Raw genomic sequence first — 12,612 nt, forward strand, 5'->3', positions numbered from 1 at the left:
GCCCTCCTCCCGACGGGCCTGGGCCGCTGACCCGGCGGACCGTTCCGACCGGCCCGGACCGCTGACACGGCGGACCGTTTCCGCCTTCCCGGGACAATCCCGGCCGCGCCCCCTCCGTAGACTGGGCCCGTGAGCGAGCCGACCGACCCGAATGACCAGTTCGACGACATCGTCGACACCGAGACGAACCGCGACCCCGATCTGGCGGTGATCGAGGCCGGCAGCCGCACCCTGCGCACGCAGGGCGGACCGCCGCAGGGCGATCCCGTGCCCAGCCGCCCCGAGGACCCCGAGCTGGACAAGGCCCTGCGCGAGGTCGAGACCGAGCTGTCCACCCGCTGGGGCGAGACCAAGCTGGAGCCCTCCGTCAAGCGGATCGCGGCCCTGATGGACGTCCTCGGCGAGCCGCAGCGCGCGTACCCCTCGATCCACATCACCGGCACCAACGGCAAGACGTCGACGGCCCGCATGATCGAGGCCCTGCTCGGCGCCTTCGAGCTGCGCACCGGGCGCTACACCTCGCCGCACGTGCAGACCATCACCGAGCGGATCAGCCTGGACGGCGCCCCGATCTCCGCCGAGCGGTTCATCGAGACGTACCAGGACGTCAAGCCGTACGTGGAGCTGGTCGACGCCCGCGAGGAGTACCGGCTCTCCTTCTTCGAGGTCCTCACCGGCATGGCGTACGCGGCCTTCGCGGACGCCCCGGTCGACGCGGCCGTCGTCGAGGTCGGCATGGGCGGCACCTGGGACGCGACGAACGTCATCGACGCCTCCGTCGCCGTCGTCACCCCCATCGACCTCGACCACACCGACCGGCTCGGCGCGACGACCGCCGAGATCGCGGCCGAGAAGTCCGGGATCATCAAGCAGGGCGCGACCGTCATCCTGGCCCAGCAGCCGGTCGACGCCGCCCAGGTCCTGCTGAAGAAGGCCGTCGAGGCGGACGCGACCGTGGCCCGCGAGGGCATGGAGTTCGGCGTCGTCTCCCGCGAGGTCGCGGTCGGCGGCCAGCTCCTCACCCTGCGCGGCCTCGGCGGCGAGTACGACGAGATCTTCCTGCCGCTGCACGGCGCCTACCAGGCGCACAACGCCGCGGTGGCGCTCGCGGCGGTCGAGGCCTTCTTCGGGATCGGCGCCGAGCACGCCAGGACCCTGGACCTCGACACCGTCCGCCGGGCCTTCGCCCAGGTGGCCTCGCCGGGCCGCCTGGAGATCGTCCGCTCCTCGCCGACCGTCATCCTGGACGCCGCGCACAACCCGCACGGCGCGCGGGCGACGGCGGAGGGCGTCAGCGAGGCCTTCGGCTTCTCCCGGCTCATCGGCGTGGTCTCCACGAGCGGGGACAAGGACGCCAAGGGCCTCCTGGAGGCCTTCGAGCCGATCTTCGCGGAGGTCGTGATCACCGCGAACTCCAACCCGCGGGCCACCGACGTCGACGCGCTCGCGGCGATCGCGGTCGAGGTCTTCGGCGAGGACCGGGTCGTCGTCGAGCCGCGGCTGCCGGACGCCATCGAGGCGGCCATCACCCTCGCGGAGGAAGAGGCCGAGTACGGCGGCGCGGGTGTCCTCGTGACCGGTTCGATCTTCACGGTCGGCGACGCCCGGCTGCTGCTGCGAAGGGGCTGAACCCGATGCGTGTGCTCTGTTCCTCGACGCTCATCGGCGAGTTCTTCGTGATCGGCTTCGCCGGGCTCGTCGCCATGAAGGACGACGGCCTCGCGACCTCCACCGTCTGGTGGGTCTGCGGCGTGGCCATGGTCCTCTCGGTGCTGCTGTGCGGGATGCTCACCCGGCCCGGCGGGGTGCAGCTCGGCTGGGCCCTCCAAGTGGGGCTGATCCTCAGCGGCTTCTTCGTCCCCACCATGTTCTTCCTCGGAGCGGTCTTCGCCGGTCTGTGGTGGGCCTCGGTGCACTACGGGCGGCGGATCGACGAGACCAAGGCCCGCTGGGCCGCCGCACAGGCCTCGGCAGGGCCTGACGCTGCGTAATCGAGGGGCGTGCGGGCCCTGTAGCCTCGGAGGTCCCGCACACCGCTTTTCCGAAGGAGTTCCCCCGTGAGCCAGCGATCGCTCGTCCTGCTCAAGCCCGACGCCGTCCGCCGTGGTCTCATCGGCGAGATCATCGGCCGCATCGAGCGCAAGGCCGGCTGGACCATCACGGCCCTGGAGCTGCGCGAGCTCGACCAGGACACGCTGGAGCAGCACTACGGCGAGCACAAGGGCAAGCCCTTCTACGAGCCGCTGATGGGCTTCATGCAGTCCGGCCCGGTCGTCGCGCTCGTCGTCGAGGGCGAGCGGGTCATCGAGGGCCTGCGCACGCTCGCCGGCCCGACCGACCCGATCGCCGCCGCGCCGGGCTCCATCCGTGGCGACTTCGGCACGATCGTCCGCGAGAACCTGATCCACGCCTCGGACTCCGAGGAGTCGGCGGCCCGCGAGCTGAAGATCTTCTTCCCGGGTCTCGTCTGACCCGGGTCTCGTCTGACGCGAAGTCAGGCGGAGTCGGCCGAGGTCGGCCGAACGAACCACCCTGTGGGGCGACCGAAGGAATTTCGGTCGCCCCCAGGCATATGAACGCACATTGCGGGAACGGATCGCCGCGTCCTGCCGTCACCTGTACAGAGGTGGACCACCGCGCGCCATCCGCGTGGGCGGCACTACGATGGAAAACTCCACGCCGCACCACTCTCAGCCATGGGAAACAAGGGGAACTCTATGTCGTTCATCGGCCGTGACATGGCTGTCGACCTCGGGACCGCCAACACGCTGGTGTACGTCAGGGGTCGAGGCATCGTTCTGAACGAGCCGTCAGTCGTCGCCATCAACACCAACACCGGGGGCATCCTCGCGGTCGGCGCCGAGGCGAAGAAGATGATCGGCCGGACCCCCGGCAACATCGTCGCCGTGCGCCCGCTCAAGGACGGCGTGATCGCCGACTTCGAGATCACCGAGCGGATGCTCCGCTACTTCATCCTCAAGATCCACAAGCGCCGCTACCTGGCCCGCCCCCGCGTCGTCGTCTGCGTGCCCTCCGGCATCACCGGAGTGGAGCGCCGCGCCGTGATCGAGGCGTCGACCCAGGCCGGTGCCCGTCAGGTGCACATCATCGAGGAGCCCATGGCGGCGGCCATCGGCTCGGGCCTCCCCGTCCACGAGGCCACCGGCAACATGGTCGTCGACATCGGCGGCGGCACCACCGAGGTCGCCGTCATCTCCCTCGGCGGAATCGTCACGGCGCAGTCCATCCGGGTCGCCGGCGACGAGCTGGACAACGCGATCATCCAGCACATCAAGAAGGAGTACTCGCTCCTCCTCGGTGAGCGCACCGCCGAGCAGATCAAGATCACCATCGGCTCCGCGTACGACCTCGACAAGGACGAGCACACCGAGATCCGCGGCCGCGACCTCGTCTCCGGCCTCCCCAAGACCGTGGTCATCTCCGCCGCCGAGGTCCGCAAGGCCATCGAGGAGCCGGTCAACGCGATCGTCGACGCCGTGAAGACCACCCTCGACAAGTGCCCGCCGGAGCTCTCCGGTGACGTCATGGACCGCGGCATCGTTCTCACGGGTGGCGGCGCCCTGCTCCGCGGCCTCGACGAGCGCCTCCGGCGCGAGACCGGCATGCCGATCCACATCGCCGAGGACCCGTTGGACTCGGTGGCGCTCGGCTCCGGCAAGTGCGTGGAGGAGTTCGAGGCCCTTCAGCAGGTCCTGGACGCCCAGCCGCGCCGCTAGAACCGCACCACCGCAGTAGTACAGCCGAACAACCGAACCACGAGGAAAGGCACGGCCGCCGCACGTGAGGGACACACGAGAGAGCCGGCTGCTCCTGGTGCTGCTGATCGCCATCGCGTTCGCACTGATCACGGTGGACATCCGCGGCGGTCAGGAGTCACCCGTCGACGGTGCCCGACAGGCCGCAGCGGCGGTCTTCGGGCCCGTCGAGAACGGTGTGGCGGCCGCAGTCGATCCCGTCGGCAACGCCATAGGCGCGGTACGGGACTCCGGCGAGCGGCACACCCGGATCGCCGCCCTGGAGAAGGAGAACGCCGAACTCAAGGCGAAGCTCGGCAGCGACGACCGCAACCGCAACCGGCTGCACGAGCTCGACACCATGCTCAAGACCGCCGGCGCCGGGCAGTACGGCATCAAGGGCGCCCAGGTCATCGCCATAGGAGCGGCCCAGGGCTTCTCCTGGACCGTCACCATCGACGTCGGCGCCCGCGACGGCATCAAGCGGGACATGACCGTGCTCAACGGCTCCGGGCTGGTCGGCCGCGTCACCACCGTCGGCCCCTCCACCTCCACGGTCCTCCTCGCCAACGACCCCGACTTCACCGTCGGCACCCGCATGGAGAAGAGCGACGAACTCGGCTTCGCCACCGGCCAGGGCGACAGCCCCCTGCTCGTCCAGCTCCTCAACGGCAAGGCCAAGGTGAAGCCGGGCGACCGGCTCGTCACCTTCGGCTCCCGCGCCGACAAGCCCTTCGTGCCCGGCGTCCCCGTCGGCGAGGTCGTCCGCGTCGACCCCTCGGGCGGCGGTCTGACCCGCAACATCTACGTCCGCCCGTACGTCGGCTTCACCAAGCTCGACATCGTCGGCGTCGTCGTCCAGGCCCCGCGCTCCGACCCCCGCGACACGGTCCTGCCGCAGAAGCCCAAGCCCGCGCCGACCGTCACCGTCACGGTCACACCGCCGCCACCGGACGGACAGCAGAACGCCGAAGGCCAGCAGCAGGGCCAGAAGCCGAACGAGAACCAGAACCAGCAGGACCAGACGCAGGACCAGGGGGGCGTGACACCGTGAAGTTCAACCGCATCCTCCTCTCCGCCACCCTGATCGTGGTGGCCCTGGTCGTCCAGGTCTCCGTCCTCGCCCGCCTCCAACTCCCCGGCGCCGTCCCCGACCTCGTCCTCCTGACGGTCGTCGGACTCGCACTCGTGTACGGACCCGTCAGCGGCTCCCTCATCGGCTTCACCGCCGGCCTCCTCTCCGACCTCGCCCCGCCCGCCGACCACGCCGCAGGCCGCTACGCCCTCGTGCTCTGCGTCATCGGCTACCTCGTCGGCCTCGCGAAGCCGGACAACGGCCGGCTGACCTCCGCGACCGGTCCCATGGCCGTCGTCGTCGCCGCGGCCATCGGCTCCACGCTCCTCTACGCGGGCGTCGGCGCCCTCGTCGGCGACACCGCCGCCCGCCATGTCGGCCTCGGCTTCCTGCTGTTCACCGCGGGCCTGTACGACCTGCTCCTCGCGCCCTTCACCGTGCCGCTCATCATGGCCCTGGCCCGCCGCGCCGAGAACGACCCGCTCGCCGACACCGGCGGCGGCAACGGCGCCGACGTCGCCTCCGGCTGGCTCTCCTCCGGCACCGGTCTGAGGATCGGCACCCAGCGCGGCGGCCTGCGCGTGAAGGCCGCACGGAGCCGCGCCACACGCGCCGGACGCATCAAGGGAGTCAAGCGACTGTGACCGAGGGGGCACCGGCAGCATGACCAACATCCCCGAGACCGGGAGGACCCCCCGGGTCCAGATCCGGCTCGTCGTCATCCAGATCCTCGTCTTCTCCCTGCTCCTCACCCTGGGGGGCCGCCTCTGGTACCTCCAGATCCGGAACGGCAAGGAGTACACGGACGAGGCGAAGAACAACCACGTCCAGCAGGTCGTCCAGCCCGCCGTCCGCGGCTCGCTGCTCGACGCCCGCGGCGTCCCGCTCGCCGACAACGAGACCCGGCTCGTGGTCTCCGCGTCCCGCACCGAGCTGATGAAGATGAAGGACGACGGCAAGGGCGTCCTCACCCGGCTCGCCGACGTCCTCGACATGAAGCCGCAGGACGTCATCAACAAGATCCGGCTCTGCGACTCCAAGACGCCCAAGCCCTGCTGGAACGGTTCGCCCTACCAGCCGATCCCCGTCACCGACGAGGCCACCACCCAGCAGGCCCTCCAGATCCGCGAGCGCGCCGAGGACTTCCCCGGCATCACCGCCGAACCCACCGCCGTACGCCGCTACCCGGCCCCCGGCAAGGCCCGGACCTCCCAGGTCCTCGGCTACCTCTCACCCGTCACCGACGCCGAGATCGAGAAGGCCAAGGACACCGACTCCCCGTTCCTCCGCTCCGACCAGGTCGGCCGCTCCGGCCTCGAGCGCACGTACGACAAGCAACTGCGCGGCAAGGCCGGCGTCACCCGCTACGAGGTCGACAACCTCGGCCGCGTCATCGGCCAGGCCAAGAACGACCCCGCCGTGCCCGGCGCCAACGTCGTCACCTCCATCGACGCCCGCGTGCAGGCGGTCGCCGAATGGGAACTGCACAACGCGATGGTCGAGGCCCGCAAGGTCGTCGACAGGAACACCAACGAGAACTACAAGGCCGACTCCGGCGCCGTCGTCGTCATGGAGGCCAAGACCGGCCGCATCGTCGCCATGGCCTCGCAGCCCGACTACGACCCCAACGCCTGGGTCGGCGGCATCTCCGCCAAGGACTACACCGCCCTCACCGGCAAGGACTCCAACTTCCCGCTCCTCAACCGGGCCATCCAGGGCCAGGCCGCCCCCGGCTCCATCTTCAAGGTCATCTCGACCACCGCCGCCGTCAACGCGGGCTACGACTTCGACGGCCGCTACCCGTGTACCAGCTCGTACTCCATCGGCAACCAGGTCTTCAAGAACTTCGAATCGCAGAACCACGGCCCCATCAGCCTCGGCCGCGCCCTCGAAGTCTCCTGCGACACCGTCTTCTACGCCCTCGCCCACCAGCAGTGGATCAAGGACGGCGGGATGAAGCCGAAGAAGAACCCGGGCGACTGGTTCTACAAGACCGCCCACCAGTTCGGCCTCGGCGCCGAGACCGGCATCGACCTCCCCAACGAGGTCTCCGGCCGCGTCCCCGACCGCCAGTGGAAGCAGAAGTTCTGGGAGGCCAACAAGGACTGGTGGTGCAAGTACGGCAAGAAGGGCGGCACCTACGTCCAGCAGCTCTCGTACGAGAACTGCCTGGAGGGCAACCTGATGCGCGCCGGTGACTCCGTCAACTACTCCATCGGACAGGGAGACACCCTCGTCACCCCCATCCAGATGGCCACCATCTACGCCGCCATCTCCAACGGCGGCACCCTGTGGAACCCCACCGTCGGGAAGGCCGTCATCAGCCCCGACGGCAAGAAGGTGCACGAGATCGCGCCCAAGTCGCACGGCAGGCTCCCCTTCGACGCCGACACCCGCAACTTGATAGACGAAGCCCTCGCGGGAGTCGCCACCCGCGGTACCGCCGCCTGGCGATTCGGCGGCTGGCCGCAGGACAGGATCCCGATGCACGCCAAGACGGGTACCGCCGAGGTCTACGGCAAGCAGACGACCTCCTGGTTCGCCACGTACACCAAGGACTACGCGATCGTCATGACGATCTCCCAGGGTGGTACCGGCTCCGGCGCCTCGGGCCCCGCCGTCCGCAACATCTACGACGCGCTCTACGGACTCGACGACGCCGGCAACCAGGACCTCAAGCGGGCCCTGCTGCCGCAGCCGCAGAAGGACCTGCCGAAGATCGAGGCCGACGGCTCCATCGACGCGCCGAAGATCAAGCCGTACGACCCGGAGGCCGGGAAGGTGGACCCGGAGAAGGCCGACGGCACCCAGCCGCCCGCCCCGCCCGCGGACCCGACCACCCCCGCGAAGAAGCCGGACGACGACAACCAGCTCGCGGGCCCGCCCGCCACCCACCGAGGGAGGCTCTGAACGGATGACCGCACCCCACGGCTTCTCCGTCTCCCGGTACGCACCCGAGCGCGGCACCCTCGCCAAGCTGGCCGCCCGCGACTCGGTGCTCCGCCGGCTCGACTGGCCCATCCTGCTCTCGGCGCTCGCCCTCTCGGGCATCGGTTCCCTGCTCGTCTGGTCCGCCACCCGCGGCCGCACCGAGCTCAACCAGGGCGACCCGTACTACTTCCTCTTCCGGCACGTGCTCAACACCGGCATCGGCCTCGCCCTGATGATCGGCACGATCTGGCTCGGCCACCGCACCCTGCGCGGCGCGGTGCCGATCCTCTACGGCCTCTCGATCGTGCTGATCCTCGCCGTCCTCACCCCGCTCGGCGCCACCATCAACGGCGCCCACGCGTGGATCGTCATCGGCGGCGGGTTCTCCCTCCAGCCCAGCGAGTTCGTGAAGATCACGATCATCCTGATCATGGCGATGCTCCTCGCCGCCAAGGTCGACGCCGGCGACCAGCTCCACCCCGACCACCGCACCGTCGCCAAGGCCCTCGCCCTGGCCGCCCTCCCCATGGGCATCGTCATGCTGATGCCCGACCTCGGCTCGGTCATGGTCATGATCGTCATCGTGCTCGGCGTGCTCCTCGCCTCCGGCGCGTCCAACCGCTGGGTCCTCGGCCTCATCGGCGCCGGCGTCCTCGGCGCGGTCCTCGTCACCGCGCTCGGCATGCTCGACGAGTACCAGATCAACCGCTTCGCCGCCTTCGCCAACCCCGACCTCGACCCCGCCGGCGTCGGCTACAACACCAACCAGGCCCGCATCGCCATCGGCTCCGGCGGCCTCCTCGGCGCCGGCCTCTTCAAGGGCTCGCAGACGACCGGCCAGTTCGTCCCCGAACAGCAGACCGACTTCGTCTTCACCGTCGCCGGTGAGGAACTCGGCTTCGTCGGCGCCGGCCTGATCCTCGTCCTCCTCGGCGTCATCCTCTGGCGCTCCTGCCGCATCGCCCGCGAGACCACCGAGCTCTACGGCACGATCGTCGCGGCCGGAATCATCGCCTGGTTCGCCTTCCAGTCCTTCGAGAACATCGGCATGACCCTCGGCATCATGCCCGTCGCCGGCCTGCCCCTGCCGTTCGTCTCCTACGGCGGCTCGTCGATGTTCGCCGTATGGGTGGCGATCGGATTGCTCCAGTCGATCCGCGTACAACGCCCGATGACGGCCTGACGGGTCTAGATTCGAGGCATGGCGGAGACGAAGCGCGAGATCGAGCGAAAGTACGAAGCCACCGGGGACACGGGGCTTCCGGACCTCACCCGGGTCCCCGGAGTCTCGTCCGTCGTGGACGACGGCGTCATGGAACTCGACGCCGTCTACCACGACACCCCTGACCTGCGCCTCGCCGCCGACGGGGTGACCCTCCGCCGCCGCACCGGCGGCAGCGACGCCGGCTGGCACATCAAGTTCCCCGTCGCCGCCGGCATCCGCGACGAGGTCAGGGCCCCGCTGAGCGACACCCTGCCGGACGAGCTCGCGGAGCTCCTGCGCTCCCGCGTCCGCGGCGCCGAGATCGTCCCGGCCGTCCGCCTCCGCTCCTCCCGTGACGTCCGCCGCCTCCTCGACGCCGACGGCACCCTCCTCGCCGAACTCTCCGTCGACACCGTCCATGCCGAACGGCTGCCCGGGGGAGCGGAGGCCGCCTGGACCGAGATCGAGGTCGAACTCGCCGACGACGCGGACCCGGCGATCCTCGACGCGATCGAGAAACGCCTCAAGAAGGCGGGCATCCTCCCCTCGGAAGCCCCGTCGAAACTGGCCAGGGCCCTGGCGGAGACGACCCCGCCACCGGAGTTGCCGGGCGACGGGGCCGGCCCGCACGCCGCGCCCGCCACGGAGCGGGAAACCCCTTCCACCCCGGCGGAGCGCCCCGGCACCGCCGGAGCCGCCGTCCTCGCCTACGTACGCGAACAGGCCGAGGCGATCGTCGCCCTCGACCCCGCCGTACGCCGCGACCTGCCCGACGCCGTCCACCAGCTGCGCGTCGCCTGCCGGCGGATGCGCAGCGCCTTCAAGACCTATCGCAAGGTCCTCGACCGGCAGGTCACCGACCCCGTCGGCGAGGAGCTGAAGTGGCTCGCCGGAGAGCTCGGCGTCGCCCGCGACCAGGAGGTCCTCGACGCACGGCTGCATGCCCGCGTCGCCGACCTGCCCCCCGCCCTCGTCCTCGGCCCCGTCGAGGCCCGGTTGCGCCGCCGGGACGCCGCCCTCGCCAGGAACGCCCGGCACCAGGCCCTCGCCGCCCTCGACTCCGCCCGCCACCTCACCCTCCTCGACACCATCGACGCGCTCCTCGCCGACCCGCCGCTGCGCAAGGCCGCCCGCCGCGACGCCCGCCCGGTCCTCGCCCGCGCCGTCCGCAAGGACCACGCCCGCCTCGGCCGCCGGATCGAGCACGCCCTCTCCCTCGGCCCCGGCCACGAGCGCGACCTCGCCCTCCACGAGGCCCGCAAGGCCGCCAAACGCGCCCGCTACGCCGCCGACGCGGCCCGCCCCGCCCTCGGCAAGCCCGCCAAGCGGCTCTCGAAACGCATCAAGGCCGTCCAGTCCCTCCTCGGCGAACACCAGGACTCCGTCGTCGCCCGCGCCGCCCTCCGGGAATTCGGGATCATGGCCCACGGCGTCGGCGAATCGGCCTTCACCTGGGGACTTCTCTACGGCCGCGAGGAAGCGGCGGCCGACGCGGCCGAGCGGGAACTGCCCGAGCTCTGGGCGCGGGCCTCGGCCCCGAAGCTCACGGCGGCACTGACCAGCTGAGCACCGGGGTACGCTTGAGAGTCGCCCCCCTGCCAGCTCACGAAGGTTCGAGATGTCTGCTGCCGAGTCTGTCTTCCCGCAGCTCGAAGCTCTGCTCCCGCACGTGCAGAAGCCGATTCAGTACGTCGGTGGAGAGCTGAACTCCACGGTCAAGCCGTGGGAGTCCGCCGACGTCCGCTGGGCGCTGATGTACCCGGACGCGTACGAGGTCGGCCTGCCCAACCAGGGCGTCATGATCCTCTACGAGGTGCTGAACGAGCGCGAGGGCGTCCTCGCCGAGCGCACCTACAGCGTGTGGCCGGACCTCGAAGAGCTGATGCGCGAGCACAACGTGCCCCAGTTCACCGTGGACAGCCACCGCCCCGTCGGCGCGTTCGACGTGTTCGGCCTGAGCTTCTCCACGGAGCTCGGCTACACGAACATGCTCACGGCCCTGGACCTGGCGGGCATCCCGCTGGAGTCGAAGGACCGCACCGTCGACCACCCCATCGTGCTCGCCGGCGGCCACGCCGCGTTCAACCCCGAGCCGATCGCGGACTTCATCGACGCGGCGATCATCGGCGACGGCGAGCAGGCCGTCCTCGACATGACCGAGATCATCCGCCAGTGGAAGGCCGAGGGCCGGCCGGGCGGCCGCGAGGAGGTCCTCTTCCGCCTCGCGAAGACCGGCGCGGTCTACATCCCGGCGTTCTACGACGTGGAGTACCTGCCGGACGGCCGCATCGGCCGTGTCGTGCCGAACAAGTCGGGCGTCCCGTGGCGTGTGTCCAAGCACACGGTCATGGACCTCGACGAGTGGCCGTACCCCAAGCAGCCCCTCGTGCCGCTCGCGGAGACCGTCCACGAGCGCATGTCCGTCGAGATCTTCCGCGGCTGCACCCGCGGCTGCCGCTTCTGCCAGGCCGGCATGATCACGCGCCCCGTGCGGGAGCGAAGCATCACCGGCATCGGCGAGATGGTCGAGAAGGGTCTCAAGGCGACGGGCTTCGAGGAGGTCGGCCTCCTCTCCCTGTCCTCGGCGGACCACACGGAGATCGCCGACATCGCGAAGGGCCTGGCCGACCGGTACGAGGAGGACAAGATCGGTCTGTCCCTCCCCTCGACCCGCGTCGACGCGTTCAACGTGGACCTGGCGAACGAGCTGACCCGCAACGGTCGCCGCTCCGGCCTCACCTTCGCCCCCGAGGGCGGCTCCGAGCGCATGCGCAAGGTCATCAACAAGATGGTCTCGGAAGAGGACCTGATCCGTACGGTCTCGACGGCCTACGGCAACGGCTGGCGCCAGGTGAAGCTGTACTTCATGTGCGGCCTGCCGACGGAGACCGACGAGGACGTCCTCCAGATTGCCGACATGGCGATGAACGTGATCGCCGAGGGCCGCAAGGTCTCCGGCCAGAACGACATCCGCTGCACCGTCTCCATCGGCGGCTTCGTCCCCAAGCCGCACACCCCCTTCCAGTGGGCCCCGCAGCTGTCGGCCGAGGAGACGGACGAGCGCCTGCGCAAGCTCCGCGACAAGATCCGCGGCGACAAGAAGTACGGCCGCTCCATCGGCTTCCGCTACCACGACGGCAAGCCCGGCATCGTCGAGGGCCTCCTCTCCCGCGGCGACCGCCGCCTCGGCGCGGTCATCCGCGCGGTGTACGAGGACGGCGGCCGCTTCGACGGCTGGCGCGAGCACTTCTCGTACGACCGCTGGATGGCCTGCGCCGAGAAGACCCTCCCCGAGGTCGGCGTGGACGTCGCCTGGTACACCACCCGCGAGCGCACCTACGAGGAGGTCCTGCCCTGGGACCACCTGGACTCGGGCCTCGACAAGGACTGGCTCTGGGAGGACTGGCAGGACGCCCTCGACGAGACCGAGGTCGACGACTGCCGCTGGACCCCGTGCTTCGACTGCGGCGTCTGCCCGGCGATGCAGACCGAGATCCAGGTCGGCCCGACGGGCAAGAAGCTGCTGCCGCTGACGGTCAAGAAGTAGCGCGAAGGCGAAACGGAGAGGCGCCCGGACGGAATCACCGTCCGGGCGCCTCTTCGTGTGTCAGTGGTCCGAGTGGGCCTCGGCCAGGTCGTTCCGGGGG

At 70.3% G+C, this 12,612-nt stretch carries 10 protein-coding genes; all 10 read left to right on the forward strand.

From position 1 onward, the window contains the following. The first annotated feature begins 129 nt into the window (after positions 1–129). Positions 130–1,629, forward strand: coding sequence for a folylpolyglutamate synthase/dihydrofolate synthase family protein (locus CCN56_RS02065; RefSeq protein WP_086822707.1), 1,500 nt, complete (start codon positions 130–132; stop codon positions 1,627–1,629). Between the two features lie 5 nt (positions 1,630–1,634). Continuing rightward, positions 1,635–1,991 (forward strand): DUF4233 domain-containing protein, encoded by a 357-nt coding sequence (locus tag CCN56_RS02070; RefSeq protein ID WP_086822710.1) that lies wholly within the window; start codon positions 1,635–1,637, stop codon positions 1,989–1,991. Between the two features lie 66 nt (positions 1,992–2,057). After that, positions 2,058–2,471, forward strand: coding sequence for a nucleoside-diphosphate kinase (gene ndk, locus CCN56_RS02075; RefSeq protein WP_041129227.1), 414 nt, complete (start codon positions 2,058–2,060; stop codon positions 2,469–2,471). A gap of 246 nt (positions 2,472–2,717) precedes the next feature. Then, entirely contained in the window at positions 2,718–3,737 is a 1,020-nt protein-coding gene (locus tag CCN56_RS02080; protein WP_017239313.1) for a rod shape-determining protein, read from the forward strand. Between the two features lie 64 nt (positions 3,738–3,801). Next, on the forward strand, positions 3,802–4,809 hold the full coding sequence (mreC, locus tag CCN56_RS02085) for a rod shape-determining protein MreC (protein ID WP_086822713.1): 1,008 nt from the start codon (positions 3,802–3,804) through the stop codon (positions 4,807–4,809). Then, entirely contained in the window at positions 4,806–5,474 is a 669-nt protein-coding gene (gene mreD / locus CCN56_RS02090; protein ID WP_086822716.1) for a rod shape-determining protein MreD, read from the forward strand. The genes mreC and mreD overlap by 4 nt, the downstream gene beginning before the upstream one ends. A gap of 19 nt (positions 5,475–5,493) precedes the next feature. Further along, positions 5,494–7,740 carry a penicillin-binding protein 2 gene (gene mrdA / locus CCN56_RS02095; RefSeq protein WP_086822719.1) on the forward strand — a complete coding sequence of 749 codons (2,247 nt, stop codon included), beginning with the start codon at positions 5,494–5,496 and terminating at the stop codon, positions 7,738–7,740. A gap of 4 nt (positions 7,741–7,744) precedes the next feature. Continuing rightward, complete coding sequence (rodA, locus tag CCN56_RS02100) at positions 7,745–8,944, forward strand: rod shape-determining protein RodA (protein WP_086822722.1); 1,200 nt, start codon at positions 7,745–7,747, stop codon at positions 8,942–8,944. An 18-nt stretch (positions 8,945–8,962) separates the two neighbouring features. Then, a complete protein-coding gene (locus CCN56_RS02105; protein ID WP_086822725.1) occupies positions 8,963–10,531 on the forward strand; it encodes a CYTH and CHAD domain-containing protein in 1,569 nt (522 codons plus the stop codon). Positions 10,532–10,583: 52 nt separating this feature from the next. Continuing rightward, positions 10,584–12,512 carry a TIGR03960 family B12-binding radical SAM protein gene (locus CCN56_RS02110; protein ID WP_086822728.1) on the forward strand — a complete coding sequence of 643 codons (1,929 nt, stop codon included), beginning with the start codon at positions 10,584–10,586 and terminating at the stop codon, positions 12,510–12,512. Positions 12,513–12,612: the final 100 nt, after the last annotated feature.

It is taken from the genome of Streptomyces sp. NRRL B-24572 (genome assembly GCF_002156145.1).
GTDB lineage: Bacteria > Actinomycetota > Actinomycetes > Streptomycetales > Streptomycetaceae > Streptomyces > Streptomyces vietnamensis.